At 69.9% G+C, this 19,594-nt stretch carries 13 protein-coding genes; 4 read left to right on the plus strand and 9 right to left on the minus strand.

The genetic code is table 11. From position 1 onward, the window contains the following. Positions 1-37 precede the first annotated feature (37 nt). The 3 genes from DAT37_RS09530 to DAT37_RS09540 form a co-directional block, all read right to left on the minus strand. Positions 38-1,471 carry an NAD(P)/FAD-dependent oxidoreductase gene (locus DAT37_RS09530; RefSeq protein WP_109524322.1) on the minus strand — a complete coding sequence of 478 codons (1,434 nt, stop codon included), beginning with the start codon at positions 1,469-1,471 and terminating at the stop codon, positions 38-40. 250 nt (positions 1,472-1,721) lie between these two features. Continuing rightward, on the minus strand, positions 1,722-2,582 hold the full coding sequence (locus DAT37_RS09535) for a serine hydrolase (protein ID WP_109524323.1): 861 nt from the start codon (positions 2,580-2,582) through the stop codon (positions 1,722-1,724). Between the two features lie 165 nt (positions 2,583-2,747). Then, a complete protein-coding gene (locus DAT37_RS09540; protein ID WP_232839610.1) occupies positions 2,748-2,942 on the minus strand; it encodes a hypothetical protein in 195 nt (64 codons plus the stop codon). Between the two features lie 192 nt (positions 2,943-3,134). Between DAT37_RS09540 and recC the strand changes: the two genes are divergently transcribed. The 3 genes from recC to recD all read left to right on the plus strand — a co-directional run bounded on the left by recC (position 3,135) and on the right by recD (position 12,040). Beyond that, positions 3,135-6,482 (plus strand): exodeoxyribonuclease V subunit gamma, encoded by a 3,348-nt coding sequence (gene recC / locus DAT37_RS09545; protein WP_109524325.1) that lies wholly within the window; start codon positions 3,135-3,137, stop codon positions 6,480-6,482. A gap of 172 nt (positions 6,483-6,654) precedes the next feature. Continuing rightward, a complete protein-coding gene (locus DAT37_RS09550) occupies positions 6,655-10,041 on the plus strand; it encodes a UvrD-helicase domain-containing protein (protein WP_109524326.1) in 3,387 nt (1,128 codons plus the stop codon). Positions 10,042-10,126: 85 nt separating this feature from the next. Continuing rightward, on the plus strand, positions 10,127-12,040 hold the full coding sequence (gene recD / locus DAT37_RS09555) for an exodeoxyribonuclease V subunit alpha (RefSeq protein ID WP_109524327.1): 1,914 nt from the start codon (positions 10,127-10,129) through the stop codon (positions 12,038-12,040). A gap of 7 nt (positions 12,041-12,047) precedes the next feature. Here the strand turns inward: recD and DAT37_RS09560 are convergent, their stop codons facing one another. Together DAT37_RS09560 and DAT37_RS09565 are read right to left on the minus strand one after the other, a co-directional pair. Beyond that, a complete protein-coding gene (locus DAT37_RS09560; RefSeq protein ID WP_109524328.1) occupies positions 12,048-12,932 on the minus strand; it encodes an amidohydrolase family protein in 885 nt (294 codons plus the stop codon). Beyond that, positions 12,929-13,981, minus strand: a complete 1,053-nt coding sequence (locus DAT37_RS09565; protein ID WP_109524329.1) for a nucleoside hydrolase — start codon at positions 13,979-13,981, stop codon at positions 12,929-12,931. The genes DAT37_RS09560 and DAT37_RS09565 overlap by 4 nt, the downstream gene beginning before the upstream one ends. A gap of 103 nt (positions 13,982-14,084) precedes the next feature. Here DAT37_RS09565 and DAT37_RS09570 point away from each other — a divergent pair, with 103 nt between their 5' ends. Beyond that, positions 14,085-14,663, plus strand: a complete 579-nt coding sequence (locus DAT37_RS09570; RefSeq protein WP_109524330.1) for a TetR/AcrR family transcriptional regulator — start codon at positions 14,085-14,087, stop codon at positions 14,661-14,663. Here the strand turns inward: DAT37_RS09570 and DAT37_RS09575 are convergent. The 4 genes from DAT37_RS09575 to DAT37_RS09590 form a co-directional block, all read right to left on the minus strand. Further along, positions 14,660-16,216, minus strand: a complete 1,557-nt coding sequence (locus tag DAT37_RS09575; RefSeq protein WP_408637388.1) for an MFS transporter — start codon at positions 16,214-16,216, stop codon at positions 14,660-14,662. The genes DAT37_RS09570 and DAT37_RS09575 overlap by 4 nt on opposite strands. A gap of 107 nt (positions 16,217-16,323) precedes the next feature. Continuing rightward, complete coding sequence (locus DAT37_RS09580; RefSeq protein ID WP_109524518.1) at positions 16,324-17,664, minus strand: CoA transferase; 1,341 nt, start codon at positions 17,662-17,664, stop codon at positions 16,324-16,326. A 52-nt stretch (positions 17,665-17,716) separates the two neighbouring features. Next, the gene (locus DAT37_RS09585) at positions 17,717-18,106 is read right to left on the minus strand and encodes a DUF2784 domain-containing protein (protein ID WP_109524332.1); all 390 of its coding nucleotides are present in this window, start codon (positions 18,104-18,106) and stop codon (positions 17,717-17,719) included. A gap of 16 nt (positions 18,107-18,122) precedes the next feature. Further along, entirely contained in the window at positions 18,123-19,580 is a 1,458-nt protein-coding gene (locus tag DAT37_RS09590) for an SDR family NAD(P)-dependent oxidoreductase (protein ID WP_198654160.1), read from the minus strand. Between the last annotated feature and the right edge of the window lie 14 nt (positions 19,581-19,594).

The following is a 19,594-nucleotide window of genomic DNA, read 5'->3' on the forward strand; positions in this document are numbered from 1 at the left end:
ATCCGCCGGCTTCCACCCTGTTCGGTACCGGTGACGCTCAGCCCGCTCGGCGGTCGGCGGCCTTGCCGGCCGTGAGCCGTCCGTTCTCGGCGGGCGGCGCACCCAGCGCCGCCGCGAGTTCGTCGGCGTCCTCCTGATCGGCCTGGACCGCTTCGACCGCGAGCCGGGCGAAAACCCACTGCTCGGTGGCGGCCATCTGACCCCTGCTGCGGCCGAGGAACGTGACGAACCACTGGATGACGGTCACGATGCGGCTGCGGTACCCGACCAGGTAGTACAGGTGCAGCGCCAGCCAGGCCAGCCAGGCGATGAACCCGCCGAATTCCAACTTGCCGATCTGGCACACGGCGCTGAACCGCGACACCGTGGCCATACTGCCCTTGTTGAAGTACTTGAACGGCTTACGATCCTGCGGCGCTTGGCCTTTCAGGCCCGCCTTGATCTGCTTGGCCGCGTAGGTGGCGCCCTGGATCGCGCCCTGGGCCTGGCCGGGCACATCCGGCACCGACATCAGGTCACCGACCACGAAGACGTTCGGGTGGCCCTTGATGGTGAGGTCGGGTTCCACGATGACGCGTCCGGCGCGATCGGTCGTGGTGCCGTCGGAACGCTCGGCGAGCATCTTGCCGAGGGGACTGCCCTGTACGCCCGCCGACCACACCTTGCACGAGGATTCGATGCGGCGGATGGTGCCGTCGGCGTCCTTCACCGTGACGCCGTGCGCGTCGATATCGGTGACCATGGCGTTGAGCTGGATCTCGACGCCCATCTTCTCCAGTCGCCGCTGCGCCTTGCCGCCGAGTTTCGGTCCCATCGGACCGAGCACGGCGCCCGCGCCCTCGATGAGGACGACCCGCGCGTCACGCGGATCGATGTTGTGGAAAGTGCCCTCCAGCGTGCGGTCGGACAATTCGGCGATCTGCCCGGCCAATTCCACGCCGGTCGGGCCCGCGCCGATCACCACGAAGGTGAGCAGGCGGTCGCGCATCTCCTGCGTGGTCGCCAGTTCGGCGCCTTCGAAGGCGCCGAGGATGCGCGCGCGCAGTTCGAGCGCGTCATCGATGGTCTTCATGCCGGGGGCATAGGTGGCGAAGCGGTCGTTGCCGAAATACGACTGCTGCGCGCCGGTGGCGACGATCAGGCTGTCGAAGGGCGTGACGGTGTTCTGATTGAGCATCCGCGACGTGACCGTCCTGGATTCGAGATCGATATCGATCACGTCACCGAGCAGCACTCGCGAGTTCTTCTGCTTGCGCAGTACCAGCCGCGTCGCGGGCGCGATCTCGCCGACGGACAGGATGCCGGTGGCGACCTGGTAGAGCAACGGCTGGAAGAGATGAGTGGAAGTCTTGGAAATCAGGGTGACGTCGACGTCGGCGCGCTTGAGATGTTTGGTGCCGAACAGGCCACCGAATCCCGATCCGATCACCACCACCCGGTGACGTCGGGTCTCGACATCCTGTGTGCTCATCGTCGTGCTCCTAGACAGACCTGGGGCTCTTCCCCGGCGGACGTATTCCTTGACCCGACCAACGGTAGTCGGCTCGAATCCGACCGGCACGACGAGCACCCGGTTCGTGATCTTCGGTTTCGGGCCGAACTCACCGGCGGCGGGCGTGCGCGGTGAACCGCGCGCCCGGCTGACCTCACGAATCGGGCCGCGCGTGGCGAGGACGCGCGCACGGCCCGAATCCGGGCGGAAACTCCGGTTCCGGGAGGAGTCAGCGGCCCGAGAGCAGCAACTCCGCGACCTTGGTGTCGGTATCGGCGCCCTCGGTGTAGCCGCCGTCGCCGCCGAGCGAACTCATGATGGCGAGGGTGTAGCGCTCACCGGGCCCGGCGAACCCGACCGAGTTGACCACCCAGCCGCCCTGTTCGGCCGACCAGCCGTTCTTGAGGCCGGGACGCATCCGCGCACCCGCCCCCCAGACGCCCCAGTGCTGGTTGTAGTCCACCGCGCGCATGCGGTCGAGCAGGTAGTTCTTGTCGTCGGGGTGCATGCGGTTGAGCGCGTAGTCCATCAGCCGGTCCAGATCGGCCGCCGTGCATTTCTGGAACGACCAGTCCGGGAACAGTGCGGTATTGGTCGGCTGCGGCACCAGCGAGGACATGCCGTTGGCGCGGAAGGCGTTGTTGAACGCCATGCGGTCCAGTCCGGCGTACTTGTTCCACAGCACATCGGTGGCCTGGTCGTTCGAGGTCGCGAGCATGGATTCCAGCAGGCCGCGATCCTCCGGGCCCAACGCGATCGCGCCGACCCTGGCGCGATTGAGCAGATCGACCGCGATGGCCAATTTGATGGTCGACGCGGTCCAGACCGCGTTCTCGGCGTTCTCGTTCGCGTACACCCCGCCGCTGACCCGATCGCGCAGCACGTATCCGGTGACACCGGGCCGGGTGCGCAGGTAGTTGTCCGCGGCCTCGATCCGTGAACTCATATCGCAGTCGAATCCCGCCAGGCAGCCGCGCACGGGGGTGAGCGGCGCCGCCTGGGCTCTGGATAGTCCCGAAGCGGGAATCAGCGCGGGCGCGCTCGACAGCAGGATCGCGGCGGTGGCGAGGACACAGGCGGATGCGGCCACGCGGGACGGTGTCCGGGTGACGGTCGAGGGGTAACGCACGAGGGTTCACAATGGCACATCGGCGCTCCGGACGCACGTCTTGAGCTAGCTCGCCCGCTGTGCTAGCGCAGATCGTCGCGCATTGCACCGCAGTGGTTTTCGCCGCCGCGGTTTCGCGCGCCGGGTTCACCGGAACGCGGCGAGCAATTCCTCGACGGTGCGACCGTTGAGACGGTAGCAGTGCGCGAACGCCTCCGCGTGGCGCTCGCGCGACCAACTGTTCACGACGACGCCGCGGCCGTAGAAACCCGAGTTGACCAGTTCCCATCGGTCACCGATCCGGCGCACCGTGAAACCACCTCGGGGCACCAAGGGAATCACCCTCGTCTCCATGAAACGCGAAACCAGCCTTTCGATCCAGCTCTGCCGTTCCTCCCCGGGGCAGCACTGTCGCATACGGGTACACGCGCTTCGCGCGACACGGCCGAGTGGCGCGTTCACCTGTGGCTCATGTCACTTCGCGCCGGACGGGGCGGCTCGGTTGCGCGATGGTCGCTGGCGTATAAACGACCAATGCCGCTGCACATCCACCGGGCCGAGCGCGCCGACGCCCTGGCGGACGGGCTCGCCGCGCTGCTGGCGACGCCGCTCGCGGATCCGTTCGCCGCCGAGGTGGTCGCGGTGCCCGCCAAAGGTGTGGAACGGTGGCTGACGCAACGTCTGTCGGCGGTGCTCGGGGTCACTCCTGGCGGCGCCGCCCGCGACGGTGTCGCCGCGAATATCGCCTTCCCCTCGCCGTCGACGCTGGTGACCTCGGCGCTCGCGGCCGCGGGCGGTATCCGTCCCGAGGACGATCCGTGGTCTCGCGAGCGAGTGGTGTGGGCGATGCTGCGGGTGATCGACGCGGCCGTGTCCGAGCCGTGGGCCGCGGTCCTGTCGCGTCACCTCGGTGTCGCCGACCCCGCGGGCGCCGACCATCGCGCGGGCAGGCGCTACGCCACCGCCGCCCATCTGTGCGGGCTCTTCGAGAGTTACGCGGCCCAGCGTCCGGCCATGATCGCCGAATGGGCGACGGGATCGGACACCGACGGCGCGGGCAGGCCGGTGCCGTCGGATCTGCTGTGGCAGCCCGAGCTGTGGCGGCGGTTGCGCGCCGAGGCCGGTGCGCCGAGTCCGGCCGAACGGCTCGCCCCCGCGTGCGACCGGCTGCGCGCGCAACCCGGTCTGGTCGAACTGCCGCAACGGATCTCGCTGTTCGGGGTGACCAGATTGCCCGCCGACCAGCTCGCGGTACTCGACGCCGTCGCCGCGGCACGGGACGTGCACGTGTGGCTCGCGCACCCGAGCCGGGCCATGTGGTCGGTTCTCGAGAAGTCACCGGTCGCGACCACCCGCGCCGCCGACACCTCCGCGAGTTCGGTGCGCCACCCGTTGCTCTCGGCACTCGGCCGCGATGTGCGCGAATTGCAGCAGCGCCTGTCCGGTATCACCGGCTCCGACGAGTACCTCGGTGCGGCGCCCGCACAGCCGTCCCGGCGCGCGCCGACCCTGTTGGCAGCGGTGCAGGACGATATCCGTGACGATCGGTGGCCGCCGAGCGTCCGCGACAGCGCGGACGACAGCCTGCGCATCCACGCCTGCCACGGCCCGACGCGGCAGGTGGAGGTGCTGCGGGAAGCGTTGCTCGGGCTGTTCGCCGCCGATCCGACGCTCGAACCGCGCGATGTGCTGATCATGTGCCCCGAGGTGGAGGTCTACGCGCCACTGGTCAGGGCGGCCTTCGGGGCGCGGTCGGCGGGGGCGGTGGATCCCGACGCCGCGCATCCGGCGCAACTACTGCGGGTGCGGCTCGCCGATCGTGGGCGCGGTGTCACCAATCCGCTGCTCTCGGTGATCGCGGTCCTGCTCGAACTCGCCGACGGCCGCGTGACGGTCACCCAGGTGCTGGATCTGGCGTCGTCGGAAACCGTGCGCAGGCGTTGCGGATTCGACGACGACGGGATCGAGCGGCTGCGCGAGTGGGCGGCCGAATCCGGTGCCAGGTGGGGGATCGGGCAGCGGCAGCGGCAGGCGTTCGGTCTCGCGGATTTCGGGCAGAACACCCTCAACGGCGCGGTGGACCGGATCCTGCTCGGCGTCACCGCCGACGAGAGCGCCGACGACTGGCTGGATCTGGCACTGCCACTGGGTGACGTCGACAGCAACGACGTCGATCTGGCGGGTCGCTTCGCGGAATTCATCGACCGGCTTGCGGTCTGCCTGCGTGATCTGCGCGGGCCGAGGCCCGCGCACGAGTGGGCCGCGGCCCTGGGCCGCGCGCTCGACCTGCTCGCCGACGTGCCGGAGAGTCAGGCGTGGGTCCGGGCCGAGGCCAGGCGCGAACTCGCCGCCGCCACCGAACACGCGGGCGACGTGTCACTGCGGCTGCCGGATGTCGGCGTGCTGCTGGCCGGGCGGCTCGCGGCTCGGCCGACCCGTGCGAATTTCCGCACCGGCGAACTCACCGTCTGCACCATGGTCCCGATGCGGTCGGTGCCGCACCGGGTGGTGGTGCTGCTCGGCCTGGACGACGACGTCTTCCCGCGCGCGGGCGGGGTGGACGGCGACGATGTCCTCGCCCGCGACCCGCTGCCGGGGGAACGGGATGCCCGCAGCGAGGACCGGCAACTGCTGCTCGACGCGATCACGGCGGCGCGGGAGAAGTTGCTGCTGTTCCACACTGGCGCCGATCCGGTCAGCGGCGCGCCGCGGCCGCCCGCGATTCCGGTGGCCGAACTGCTGGACGTGCTGCGCGGCTATCTCGGCGGCGACCTGTCCGAGGTCGCGATCCGCCATCCGCTCCAGAGTTTCGACCGTCGCAACTTCCGCGCCGACCGCCCGTTCAGTTTCGACACCGTGGCGCTGGCGGGCGCGCGGGCGGCCGATCGTCCGGCCCACCCGCGCCCGGCATTCCTGCCCGACCCGTTGCCGACCCCGGAACTCGGTGACGTGGCGCTGGCCGATCTGGTGTCGTTCGTCGAACATCCGATCCGCGCGTTCCTCTGGCAACGGCTCGGCCTGCGGGTACCCGAACACCAGGAGGACATCGCCGACCGCCTTCCGATCGAATTGGACGGTCTGGCGAAATGGGAACTGGGCGAACGCATGCTGAACGCCCGGCTGACCGGCGCCGATCCCGCCGGTCTTCGGGCCGCGGAATGGCGGCGCGGGGTCATCCCGCCGTTCGCGCTCGGCGCGGCCGTGCTCGACGAGATCGAGCGCACGGTCGACAAATTGGTGCGCGCGTCGGCTGCCGACTACCAGGTTCCCGCGCGGGCGGTCGATATCGCGATCGACCTGGGCAAGGGACGCAGGCTGACCGGAACGGTGCCCGAGGTGCGCGGGGAAACCCTGGTGCGCACCACCTATTCGCGCCTCGCCCCCAAACATCGGATCACCGCGTGGGTTTCGGTACTCGCCCTCGCCGCGACCGAGGACCGCAGCTGGCAGGCGATCACCACCGGACGCGGCCAGTTCAGCCGTCCCGCATGGCGTTCCGCGCTCACCGCGCCGTCCGCGCCCGCCGCGGTGGAGATCCTGCGGGAAATCGTCAGACTGCGCGACGCCGGGCTGACCGAACCGCTGCCGATCGCGCCGACCGCCACCGCCGCCTACGCCGAACGCCGCTTCCGCGGTGCGAGCACCGACGAGGCGTTCGCCGCCGCCGAACGCGAATTCAACGGCGGCGCCAACGGTCCGGGGAAATTCGGCGACCACACCGACCGCCATCTGCGCTACATCTGGGGCGCGGCCCCGCACCTGGACGACCTGACCTCCGTCGCCGCTCCTGCGGGCGAAACCGCCGAGAGCACCCGCTTCGGCGCGCTCGCCCGCCGCCTGTGGGCCCCCTTGCTGGCGGCCGAGATCCAGGGCAGCCCGTGATCGGGCCGGGCGGAATCGGCGTGTGGAACGCGATCGTCGAGGGTGGCGTCGGTATCGAACGCCGCGACGCGCGGGCCGGTTCCCCGGTGCGGCGGCCACCGAGCAGTAGGCTGTGCGCGGCGCGGGGGAGTGTTCGGGGGCAGGCGGTAGACGGTGGAAGCAGGGATCCGAAATGACGGTGCAGGACGCGGATCTCGCGTTGCCGGTGCCGGGGGCCGTGCAGTCGGCGGAATCGTTCGATCCCTTCGGGCCGTTGCCCACCGGAACCACCGTGCTGGAGGCGAGCGCGGGTACCGGTAAGACCCATGCGATCGTCGGGCTCGCGGTGCGCTATGTCGCCGAGATCGGTATCGATATCTCGCAGCTGCTGCTCGTCACCTTCAGTCGCGCGGCGACCCAGGAACTGCGGGAACGCGCCAGGGACCGGTTCGTCGCGGTCGCGGCGGCACTGGCCGATCCCGAGACCGCCCGTACCTGCGACGACGGACTCGTTCGGCATCTGGCGCAGGTCGACGCCGAACAGGTGTGGCGCAGGCGGGCCCGGCTGCTTGTCGCCCTGTCCGAGTTCGACGCGGGCACCATCGTGACGACCCACAGTTTCTGTCAGCGCATGCTCGACGAACTCGGCCTGGCGGGCGAGCACGATCCGGGCGCGCGGCTGGTCGACACCGTCGATGAACTCGTCCGCACCGTCGCCGACGACCTCTACCTGCACCGGTACGCCCGGACCGAACCGCCGTTCCCGCTCTCCGACGCGCACACCCTCGCTCTCGCCGCCGTGGGTGACCGCCACGCCGCGCTGATTCCGAGGGACGAGGGCCGGATCGGCGAGCGCGCCGCGTTCGTGGCCGCGGTGCGCGCCGAGACCGAGCGTCGCAAACGGTTGGCCGGGCTGCGCGATTTCGACGATCTGCTCGTACTGCTGCACGACGTGCTCGCCGATCCGACGCACGGCGACCGAGCGTGTGCCCGGATCAGAGACCGCTACCGGGTGGCCCTGGTGGACGAGTTCCAGGACACCGATCCCCTGCAATGGGACATCCTGCGCCGCTCCTTCCACGGTCACACCAGCATGGTCCTGGTCGGTGATCCGAAACAGGCCATCTACGCCTTCCGCGGTGCGGAGGTGCTGAGTTATCTCGACGCCGTCGCCCACGCCGACAGCCGCCTCGGCCTCACCACCAACTGGCGCAGCGACGCCGGACTGCTCGCCGCGCTCGACCACCTCTACGGCGGCGCGGCACTGGGTCATCACGACATCTCGGTGTATCCGGTCGCCGCGACCCGGCCGTGGACTCGGCTGACCGGTCCCGCTGAATTCCTCACCCCGCTGCGGGTGCGCTGCCTGCCGCGCACGGGCGCGGGCCCGTTGAACAAATCCGGTTTCCCCGTGGTCGGTCGGCAGCGGGCCCGGGTCGCCGACGACCTGGCCGCCGATATCGTCCAGTTGCTCGAATCGGGGCTGCGCATCGACGCGGGCGTCGCGACCGATTCCGCGTCGACGCCACCCGGTTCCGCCGTGTCGGCGAGCCGTCCGGTCGGGCCCGGCGATATCGCCGTCCTCGTCCGGACCCGCTCCCAGATCGACGTCGTGCGCGCGGCTTTGGACCGCGTCGGAGTCGCCTCGGTCCTGGCCGGCGGCACCAGCGTCTTCGCCACCCCCAGCGCGACCGACTGGTTGTGGCTGTTGCGGGCGCTGGAGCAACCACACCGATCCGACCGCGTCCGGCTGGCCGCCTGCACCCCGATCCTTGGGGTGAGCGCCGCCGAAATCGACAGCGGCGGAGCCGATCTGGTCGGCCGGGTGAGCGCCCAGTTGCGTGACGCGTCCCGGCTCTTCGCCCGGGCCGGATTCGCGGCGGTATTCGAGAAACTGTCCGCGGAGGCGAATCTCGCGTCCCGATTGCTGACCGTCGAGAACGGTGAACGGCAACTGACCGACCTGCGTCATATCGCGCAACTGCTCGACCAGGTCGCGCTCACCGAGGGTTTCGGGCTCACCGCGCTGACCCGGTGGCTCGGCGACCGGGTGCGCGATCCGGCCTCCGGCAGCGTCGCCGACCGCAGCCGTCGCCTCGACCGTGACGCCGCCGCGGTCCAGATCGCGACGGTGCACGCCAGCAAGGGACTCGAATTCCCGCTCGTATACCTGCCATTCGCGTGGGACAGCGCGAAGAATCCGTATCCGGCCACGCTGCTGTTCCACGACGAGGACGGCGCGCGGGTACTCGACGTCGGCGGGCCGGACGCCGCCGGATACGCCGAACGCAGGCAACGTGCCGAGGCCGAGGAGGCGGGCGAGGAACTGCGTCTGCTGTATGTGGCGCTGACCAGGGCCGAATGCCAGGTCGTCGCCTGGTGGGCGCCCGCGGCCACCACCGCCGCGGCCCCGCTGCACCGGATGGTCTTCGGCAGGCCCGACGGCGGCGACACGGTGCCGAACCGGGCGACGGTCCCCGCCGACGCCGTGGCCGCGCAGACACTGTCGGCCTGGGCGTCGACGGCCGCCGACGCCGTGTCGGTGACCGAGGTGCACGCCACCGACACCGTCGAGATCCGGCGGGTGCGCACCGAGGTCGCGACCGGTGAACTGGCGGCGGCGCGGTTCGACCGCGTCCTGGATCAGCACTGGCGGCGCACCTCCTACTCGGCGTTGACCGCGGGCGCCCACGAATTCGTGACCGACACCGAGCCCGAGGACGAACGCGGACCCGGCGACGAACCCGCCGACGCGCCGATCCTCGAGGACGAACCGGTCGCCGGGGCGTCGTCGCTGATGAACGCGCTGCCCTACGGCGCGGAATTCGGCACCCTGGTGCATTCGGTCCTCGAACGTGTCGACACCGACGCCGCCGATCTCGACGCCGAAGTGCATGCCCGGTGCCGCGACGCCGTCGAGGAGTCGATGGCCGATTTCGATCCGCAACTGCTGGGCGCCGCGCTGGCCGCCGTGCTGCGCACGCCGCTCGGATGCGGCGCGCTCGCCGATTTCGCCGGTCGCGACCGACTCGCCGAACTCGATTTCGAACTGCCGCTGGCCGGCGGCGACGTGCTCGCGGCGCGTCCGTCCACACTGCGCCGGATCGCGGATCTGCTGCGCCGGCATCTGGGCGCCGACGACATCTTCCACACCTACGCCGACCAGGTGGAAACCCTGGAGGACACCCCGCTGCGCGGCTATCTCACCGGCAGTATCGACGCGGTCCTGCGTGTCACCGACGGCGCGGCACCTCGTTTCGTCGTCGTCGACTACAAGACCAACCGGCTCGGCACCGGCGACCTGACCGTCGATCACTACACGCGCGAGCGGATGGCGGCGGAGATGCTGCGCTCGCACTATCCGCTCCAGGCGCTGCTGTATTCGGTTGCCCTGCACCGGTATCTGCGCTGGCGGTTACCCGGCTACGATCCCGAGCGGCACCTCGGCGGCTGCGCCTACCTGTTCGTGCGCGGCATGATCGGCCCGGCGACCCCGCCCGGATGCGGCGTCTTCGAGTGGGATCCACCGCCCGCGCTCATCCTGGCACTGTCGGATCTGCTCGCGGGGGAGATCTCGTGAGCGCGGCGGCCGAGGTACGGCCGCGGCGGATCCGGGTATCGGAGGCCGGCGGAACCGCCGCGAAACGGAAGGTCGCGGTGCGCCGGTGACATCGATCCAGGTGGCCCAGCGCGGCACCGGTCTGTTGCGAATATTCAACGAGGCGGGGGTGCTGTCGGCGGCGGACGTGCACGTCGCGCTGCGGCTGGGCAGGCTCGGGCGCGAATCGTCCGAGGAGGTGCTCTTCGCGACCGCGCTGGCGGTACGGGCGGTGCGCTCGGGATCGGTATGCCTCGAGCTCTACCGTATGCGCGATATCGGTGTCGACGCCGACGAGGACCGCGACGCGGCCGGTATCGATCCTGCGGCGCTGCCGTGGCCCGATATCGAGGCGGTGGTCGCGGCGTTGCGGGTGAGTCCGCTGGTCGTCGGCGGTCCCGGTGGGCCGCTCACCCCGCTGCGGGTCGTCCCGGCCGAGGCCGGTTCGGACGCGGGACCGCTGCTGTATCTGGACAGGTACTTCCAACAGGAGCAGACGATCCGCCTGGTGCTCACCGAACGGGCCGCCCACCATCCGGTCGTCGACCCCGATATCGTGCGCGCGGAACTGGATCGGCTCTTCGACGGTCCGCACGGCATCGCGACCGATCGTCAGCGGCTGGCCGCCGCGTTGGCGGCCACGCACTGGACCACGGTGGTCGCGGGCGGTCCCGGCACGGGGAAGACGCACACCATCGCGCGCATCCTGGCGTTGCTCGACGCGCACCGCAGGGCCGATCCGAAGGCCCCCCCGCTGCGCATCGCCCTGGCCGCGCCCACCGGTAAGGCCGCGGCCCGATTGCAGGAGGCGGTGCGCGAGCAGGCGGGCGAACTCGGTCTGCCCGAACTCACCGCGGCCACCCTGCACCGTCTACTCGGCTGGCAGCGGGGCCGCACCACCCGGTTCCGCTACCACGAATTCAATCGTCTGCCCTACGACGTGATCGTGGTGGACGAGACCTCGATGGTCTCGCTGACCATGATGGCGAGTCTGCTCGCCGCGCTGCGCCCCGACACGAGGGTGGTGCTTGTCGGCGATCCCGATCAACTGGCGTCGGTGGACGCGGGCGCGGTCCTGGCCGATCTCGTCGCGGGACCGGTTGTCGGCGAGCCCAATCCGATCCTGGACCGCATCCTGGGTGACCGTGCGGCGGACGGCGATCGCGACGCGGAGGCGCTCTCGGCGCTGGAGCGGACCCGGTTGCGCGGTGGCATCGTCCGGTTGACGCGCGGCCGCCGATTCGGCGGCCGGATCGCCGAACTCGCCGTCGCGGTCAGGGCGGGCGCCGCCGACACCGCCCTGGAACTACTGCGCGCGGGCGGACCGGAACTGTCGCTGTGCGCTCCCGACCAGATCAGGGCCGTTCGCGCCGACGTCGTCGCCGCGGCCGCCGCGGTGACCTCGGCGGCGCTGGAGGGCGACGCGGCGGGCGCGCTGACCGCGCTGGAATCGCATCGGCTGCTGTGCGCGCACCGGCAGGGCCCGTTCGGCGTCGAACGGTGGGACCGGATGGCCGCGGAATGGGCGGCCGCGGGCGGCGCGGGTCCCGAATCCGCGCTCGCGCCCTGGTATCCCGGCCAGCCGCTGCTGGTCACCGCCAACGACCACGAGGCCCGTATCTACAACGGCGACACCGGTGTCATCGTGCGGCTGCCCGACGGATCGCTGCGGGCGGCGCTGCAACGCGGCAGCACCCCCTACCTGGTGCATCCCACCCAGTTCCCGTCCGTGGTCACGGTATTCGCGATGACGATCCACCGCAGCCAGGGCAGTCAGTACGACACGGTCTCGGTGGTCCTGCCCGAACCGGAGTCCACCCTGCTGACCAGGGAACTGCTCTATACGGCGATCACCAGGGCGCGGCGCCACGTCCGGGTCATCGGCACCGAAGAATCCATTCGCGCCGCCGTCGCGCGCCGGGTGCTGCGCGCCAGCGGGCTGTCGCGACGCGGTGTCCAGGAACCGGCGGGTGCCGGGTGAAGCGTGCTCAGCGCACGTCGAACAATCGCGCCGCGTTCCGGTAGCAGACCTGGCGCAGCCACTGCTCGCCCAGCTCCAGCCGTTCCAGCGCGTACACCGAATGTTCGTATGGATACGGAATATTCGGAAAGTCGCTGCCGAACAGGATGCGCTCGCCCAGGTCGTGCAGCCGTCCCCGTTCGGTGACCGGGTAGGGGGCGTCCGCTTCGCTGAAGTCGGTCCAGACCATGGTGGTGTCGAGGTGGACCCCCGCGTATTCCTGTGCCAGGTCCAGGAATTCGGAATATTCGGGGGTGCCCATGTGGGCGACGATCAATCGCAGGCGCGGGAAACGCCGCAACAGCGCGGCGATGGGTTCGGGTCCGGTGTAGGTGCCGGGAGCGGGGCCGGAACCGCAATGCACGAGCGCGGGAATGCCGCTGTCCTCCAACAGGCCCCACACCGGATCGAGCAGGGGATCGTTCGGGGCGAAGTCGCCGACCTGGATGTGCACCTTGAAAACCCGTGCGCCGCGGTCGATCGCGGTCCGCACGTAATCCGGTGCGTCCGGCTCGGGATAGAAGGTCGCGGTGTGCAGGCAGTCCGGTGTCCGTCGCGCGAAATCGGCGGTCCACTCGTTCAGCCACGCCGCCATCGCGGGTTTGTGCGGGTACACCAGCGCGGTGAAGGCGCGAACGCCGAAGTCGCGCAGGGTCTTCAGGCGCACCTGTTCGTCGTCGCGATAGGTGATCGGCCAGTCCTTGCCCGTCATCGGACCCACCGCGTCGAAATACGCCCATACCTTGCGCAGTACCTGATCGGGCATGAAATGGGTGTGGACGTCGATGATGCCCGGCAGCTCGAGCCGGGAGCGGAAATCGGCGAGATAGGCGTTGTCGTCGTGGCCGGTCATGACACCTCCTGGCGTGCGGGCGGATGCACCGCCCGCGCGAAATCGCCGACCCGGGTGATCAGCCGATCGAAGAAGACCACCGGATCGGTGCCGATCACGATATCGGCGTTGGGTTGCCTGCCCCACATTCCCGCCCAGTCGGCGACCGTGGTCGCCCTGGTGAGCGTTCCGGTCAGTTCGACGTCCACCGTCGCGGGCCGCAGCACCGCGAGTGCGGGATCGATGGCCACCGCGGCCGCGAACGGATCGTGCATGTGCGCGAGGTACCCCTGGTCGTGATGACGGTGGAATTCGAAATAGAACCGCACCGCGTCGTCGATGTGGCGCACGACCGGATTGGGGGAGGTGGAGCGCAGGCCGTCCGGATCGTGCGCGGAGACGGGACGGTCAGGAGGGCATCCCGCCCGCTCCGCGAGCCTGCGCAGGTGCTCGGGGAACATCTCGATGGTTTCGGTGATGTCGAGGGCGCAGATGATCGGCCTGCGATCGGCGGGAGCCGAGGAGAAGGCGTCGAACACCTCCTTGGCGGCCTCGGGGTCGACGTGCACATTCCATTCGTTGGTCGGCGTGGTGTTGCCCGGATGGTTGAACGCGCCACCCATCACGACGAGCCGCCGCAGCAGGGTCGGGAGTTCGGGTTCGATCCGCAGCGCCAGCGCGAGATTGGTCAGCGGGCCGGTGCACAGGCCGATGAGTTCGCCCGGATGCGCCCTGGCGAGCTCGACCCACATCCGCGCGGCGGATCGGTCCGAGAGCGGTCGCGTCGATTCGGGCAGTTCGGCATAGCCGATGCCCTGCGGACCGTGCGTGTCCTCGGTGGTTCGCAAGGGAATCGCCAGCGGTTCCGGCGCGCCGAGCGCGACCTCGATGGCGGGGGCTCCGCACACGTCCAGCCATGCCAGATTGTTCGCGGCCACCCGGTCGGCGGGTACGTTTCCGGCGGTGGCGGCGATTCCGGCGATCTCGGTATCGGGGGAGGCCAGCAGGTACAGCAGGGCCAGTGAGTCGTCGATGCCGGTGTCGACGTCCAGGATGATCCGCGCTCGCACAGCACGAGACTAGCGACCGTCCGGACAACCCGGCCCGGGGGCATCGCCGGTGTTAGTACATACGTCTGGTACATATGTCTTAGACGTGTTGTAGGCTGTCGGGATGGGCAACCGGGAAGACCTGCTGGCGGGAGCGCGTAAGGCGATCATGGACCGCGGCGTCGCCAAGACCACCGCGCGTGATATCGCCGCGGCGGCGGGGGTCAGCCTCGCCGCCATCGGCTACCACTTCGGCTCCAAGGAACGTCTCATCACCGAGGCACTGGCCGAGGCGCTCGGCACCGGCATCGGCGACGCCATGGACGCGTTGATCCGCAGCACCGCCGGCCTGCCGATGACCGAGACGTTCGCGGCGATGGTCGACGGTCTGCCGGCGATCTTCGCCGAACACCGCGAGGGCATGTTGGCGAGTATGGAGAATCTGCTGCGCGTCGCGCGTTCGGACCGGCCGCAGTCGTTCATGTCCGACAATCTGGCGGGCGCGTACGCCGACATCGCCACCGCCCTTCGCGAAACCCATCCCGAACTCGACGCCGCGCGGGCCGACGCCGTGGCGCAACTGTATTTCGCGATCACGCAGGGATTCTCGGTGCTGTGGATGATCGACCCCGGCGGCGCGGTCCCCGGCGGCGGTCGACTGGTCGAGGCGTTCCACGCCGTCGCCGGGACCGCGACACCCTAATCGTCGTGGTCACTGGCCTGCTCCCCGGTGTCGAGGACCGGCACATTCCACAGTTGCCGCAGGGCCACCACCGCGATGACGAGCGAGGCGATGCCCGCGATGGCCGCGGTGATGTGGACGCCGTGCAGGTAGGCCGTGCGCGCCGCGCCGAGGACCGCGTCACCGAGGTCGCCGGGCAGTTCCGAGGCGACCCTCGCGGCCGCGCCGAGCGTGTCGCGGACAGAGTGGACGTCATCGTCGGACAGTCCGGCAGGCAGCGTGGTGGCGAGGTCACCGCGGTAGATCGCGATGCTGACGCTGCCGAGGATCGAGATTCCCAGCGCGCCACCGAGTTCGGCCCCGGTCTCCGAGACACCCGATGCCGCGCCCGCCTGTTCCGGCGGCGCCGACCCCACGATCATCTCGGTGGTGATGCCGAAAACCGGTGCGAGTCCGAGTGAACAGACCACCGACGCCGCCAGCGCGAGGCCGTATCCGTCGCTCGCGCTCAGTTGCGTCATCATCAGCAGGCCGACGCCGGTCAGCGCCAGTCCGCCGCCGATGAGATAGGCGGGGCGCACCAGCGGCATCACGCGCGGGGTCAGCTGCGAACCGATCAGGAAGCCCAGGCCCGAGGGCGCCATCACCAGGCCGGTCGCCAGTGGGCTCATGCCGAGGACGAGCTGGAAATACTGGGCGACGAACAGGAAATACCCGAACGCGACGAAGACGCCGATCATATTGATCACCAGTGCGGTCCGGAACGTGGGGAGCCGGAACAACCGCAGGTCGAGCATCGGATCGGAACTGCGCAGCTGCCTGCGGGTGAACACCACCGCGAGCAGCGCGCCGCCCGCCAGCGCGAGCACCGGGCCGAGGCCGAGACCGTCCTGCGCGATCGCCTTCATGCCGAAGACGACGGCGATCATCGTCGCCACGCACAGTGCCGCGCTCAGCGGATCGAGCCGCCCGGCCTCCGGATCACGGAATTCCGGCAGCACCCTGGGGCCCAGGACGAGCAACAACACCATCACCGGCACCGCGAGCAGGAAGACCGAGCCCCACCAGAAGTGTTCGAGGAGTACGCCGCCGAAGATCGGCCCCACCGCGCCGCCGGTCGAATATGCGCCGACCCACACGCCGACCGCGATCGATCGCTGCCTGGCGTCGCGGAACATGTTGAAGATCAGCGACAGCGTGGACGGCGCGACCGTCGCCCCGGCGATACCGAGCAGCGCGCGACAGGCGATGAGGACCTCGGTGCTCGTCGCGAACGCGGCGACCACCGAGACCACCGCGAACAGTGCCGCGCCGAACAGCAGAATCCGTCGCCTGCCGATCCGGTCGCCGAGGGTGCCCATGGTGATCAGCAGTCCCGCCACCATGAACCCGTAGATATCGATGACCCACAGCAGTTGCGCGCTGCTCGGATGCAACTCGGCGCTGATCATCGGCACGGCCAGGTGCAGGACCGTCATATCCATGGCGTAGACCAGACAGGCCAGTGCGAGCACGGTGAGCCCGACCCATTCGGTGCGTCCGGCACGCGGCAGCGTCCCGTCCGGGGTGAGCACGGGCGAGACGGGATCCACGAGGCGATCTCCTTCCGGGAACGGTGACGGGCGGGTCACCATTGCACCGCCGGAAGGCGACCGTGCGCAAAGGGTTTTCTACCGGCCGATCAGCGCGTGCGCACCGGCCAGGACGGGTAGTTCCTGCCGTAATCGGGGGCGGGCCACGCGTAGTCCGGATATTCGACGAGGGCGGGCGCAGCGGTGGTGAAACTGCCGTGCCTGACCACGGTGTCCGGGTTCGGCGGTGTCGCCGGGGGATGGTTGAGCGTGCGTCCCGGTGCGGTCAGCAGCCAGGACGCGGTGCGCGCCAACGACACCCGCACATCCCGGCCGACACCGTCGTAGGTGCGCGCGGCCAGCGCGTCGATGATGCCCGCCGCGAGCAGGTATCCGGACGCGTGGTCGAGTGCCTGCGCGGGCAGGGTGCCCGGTACCGACGGCGCGCCCTCGGTGATGGAGATACCGGTCGCGGCCTGCACGATGCTGTCGAATCCACGCCGTCCACCCCACGGACCGCCCTCACCCCACGCGGAGACCCGGCCGTGGATCAGCCCCGGTCGCTGCGCGGGGGTCAGGCCCGCGCGTTCCAGACAGCCGGGGCGATAGCCGGTCACCAGGACGTCCGCCGAGACCAGCAGATCGTAGAAGGCGGGGTCGCGCAGATCGAGCCTGGTCGAGAGTTTGCCCTGGCAGGTGTCGACGTACTGCCACGGAATCTCGGGCAGGAACGGCGGATCCACCCGCAGCACTTCCGCACCGAGCAGCGCCAGGGTTCGTGTCGCCACCGGGCCCGCGACGACCCGGGTCATGTCGAGCACGCGAATGCCCCGTAGCGGCTGGAACGGCGTGGCATCCGAACGCGCGATACTGCTCGCCCGGTCGTGACGCGCTTCGATCGCGACCAGCGGACCGTAGGCCGCCGCTTCCGCTTCGGGCGTACCCGCCCATTCCTCTTCGGTACGAACCCGGACCGCGATCGCGCCGTAGGCGGCGGCGGTCTCCTCCACATCGGTGGCCCGGCTCATGGCGAGTTGGGCCACGGCCAGATCTATGGGCGCGTTCTCCGCGAGGCCGAGCGCGGCCAGTAGGCGAGTTCTGTGGTGCGGATAGTTGGCGTGGGTGCGCACCCAGCCGTCGAAGGTGGGGAAGAAACCGGACAGGTCGGCGAACATGGCGGGCTGCCTGCCGTTCGCGCGGACTAGTCGGTCGCTGGAGAAGGCCGCGGCGATGCGCACGGGATCGATCCGGTGCGCCATGGGGGCGAGGCCGTGCGCGTCACGGACGCGGTTCGACGCCGCGGTCAATGCCGCGATCGATCCGGCCGCCAACGACCAAACCGGCAGTGTCGCAGCGAGATTACCGCCGGGGTCCGGGACCGGGGTGATGGCGGAAGTGGGGACACCGATGCCGGTTTCATAGTCGTGGACCAGCCGTGCGTGATCGTTCACCACCACGACAGTAGTAGTTCCCCACCCGAAGCGTGGAGCCCGAGTCGGCCGGTCAGGCTCGGCAACCCCGGTGCAATTCCTCGGCGGCGCGCCGACGGCGCAGCAGCAGATATCCCGTCCAGGACGTGATCACGCAGATCGCGACCAGCACGCGCACCAGCCCCAGCGCGCTCTCCGGATAGATCACGCCGGTCAGATAGTGATCGATGAACCCGCTGGAGGGCAGTCCGTCCTCGCCCGCGCGGCGGCGCGACCAATCCTCCAGGTGGGTCAGCGGGCAGTCGTAGCCGACCAGGACCGTGCCGAATCCCCACGCGACCGCGAGCAGATGCAACCAGAGGGTGCGCGGCCACCGCCACGCCAGGAAACCGCCGACGACCACGTAGGCGACGAAGGCGAAATGGAGGACCGCGGTGGCGTCGGCCAACAGCCGGTACAGCATCTCACCAGCATAGGCGTCACCAGGGCGAGGTTCGGTAGTCCTTCAGGAAGCAGCCGAACAGGTCGTTGCCGTTCTCGCCCTGCACGATCGGGTCGTACACGCGAGCCGCGCCGTCGACCAGGTCCAGCGGTGCGTGGAAACCCGATTCGGCCAGGCGCATCTTGGTGTAGTGCGGGCGCTCGTCGGTGATCCACCCGGTGTCGACCGCGGTCATCAGGATCGAATCCTCTTCGAACATCTCGCGAGCGCTGGTGCGGGTCAACATGTTCAGCGCGGCCTTGGCCATATTGGTGTGCGGGTGACCCGGCCCCTTGTACGCGCGGGAGAACTGACCCTCCATCGCGGAGACGTTCACGACGTACTTGCGGCGCGCCCCCGCCGCGGCCATCGCCGGTCGCAGCCGGGAGACCAGGATGAACGGCGCGACCGAATTGCACAGCTGCACCTCGAGCAGTTCGGTCGGATCCACCTCGGTGACCGTCTGCACCCAACTGTTGCTGTGCGCGAGGTCGGGCAGCAGACCGCCCGCGTCGATCGCGACGCCGCGCGCGATGCGTTCGGGGGTGGCGGACCCGGCGACCAGCGCCAGTTCCGCCACATCGGCCGCGGTGAGTGTCGGCGCGAGTGAGGCGGTGAGCGCGGTGGGGTGGGCCTGCATGGTCTTGCCGAAGGTGACCACGTCGGGCAGCGCGCCCGCGGGCAGCGGACCCGATTCCGCGTCGACCAGCGCGCTGTAGGCGCCCGCCGACCGGCGCACGGTCTGGGCGGCGTTGTTGATCAGGATGTCGAGCGGACCCTGCGCGGCCACATCGTCGGCGAGGGCGACCACCTGGGCTGGATCGCGCAGGTCGATGCCGACGATGCGCAACCGGTGCAGCCAGTCGGCACTGTCGTCCATGGCGGCGAAACGGCGGATGGCGTCGTTGGGGAAACGGGTGGTGATGGTGGTGTGCGCGCCGTCGCGCAGCAGCCGCAAGGCGATGTACATGCCGATCTTGGCGCGGCCGCCGGTGAGCAGTGCCCGTCGACCGGACAGATCGGTTCGCGCGTCGCGTTTGGCGTGGCTGTCGGCGGCGCAGTCAGGGCACAACTGGTGGTAGAACGCGTCGACCCTGGTGTAGCGCTGTTTGCAGATGTAGCAGGGGCGCGACCGGATCAGGGTGCCCGCGCTCGCGCCGGAGGTCGACGAGGTGAGCGGGATACCCGCGGTCTCGTCGTCGATCCGATTGGGGGAGCCGGTGGCCGTCGCGGCGACCACGGCCCGGTCGGCCTCGGAGATCGCGGCCCTGGCCTCGTTGCGCCTGCGCTGCTTGAGCTTCTTGAACATGTGCCCGACGGCGCGCTGCACCGCGACCGAATCCGGATGTTCCTTGTCCAGTTGTCCCGCCTGTTCGAGAACACGCAGGCAGGCGGCAAGATCATCCGGATCGATGGCCGGGTCGGTCGGAAGCGGCGACATGGTGTTCTCGGCCATCGGAATGCGGGGCG

The sequence above is a fragment of the Nocardia aurea genome, from assembly GCF_003123685.1.
In the GTDB taxonomy this organism is placed as follows: domain Bacteria; phylum Actinomycetota; class Actinomycetes; order Mycobacteriales; family Mycobacteriaceae; genus Nocardia; species Nocardia aurea.

What these genes read in the sequence shown, in the direction of transcription:
- DAT37_RS09530 (WP_109524322.1), bottom strand. Translation starts at nt 1,471, where the DNA reads ATGAGCACACAGGATGTCGAGACCCGACGTCACCGGGTGGTGGTGATC.
- recC (WP_109524325.1), top strand. Translation starts at nt 3,135, where the DNA reads ATGCCGCTGCACATCCACCGGGCCGAGCGCGCCGACGCCCTGGCGGAC.
- DAT37_RS09550 (WP_109524326.1), top strand. Translation starts at nt 6,655, where the DNA reads ATGACGGTGCAGGACGCGGATCTCGCGTTGCCGGTGCCGGGGGCCGTG.
- DAT37_RS09560 (WP_109524328.1), bottom strand. Translation starts at nt 12,932, where the DNA reads ATGACCGGCCACGACGACAACGCCTATCTCGCCGATTTCCGCTCCCGG.
- DAT37_RS09570 (WP_109524330.1), top strand. Translation starts at nt 14,085, where the DNA reads ATGGGCAACCGGGAAGACCTGCTGGCGGGAGCGCGTAAGGCGATCATG.
- DAT37_RS09585 (WP_109524332.1), bottom strand. Translation starts at nt 18,106, where the DNA reads ATGCTGTACCGGCTGTTGGCCGACGCCACCGCGGTCCTCCATTTCGCC.
- DAT37_RS09590 (WP_198654160.1), bottom strand. Translation starts at nt 19,580, where the DNA reads ATGGCCGAGAACACCATGTCGCCGCTTCCGACCGACCCGGCCATCGAT.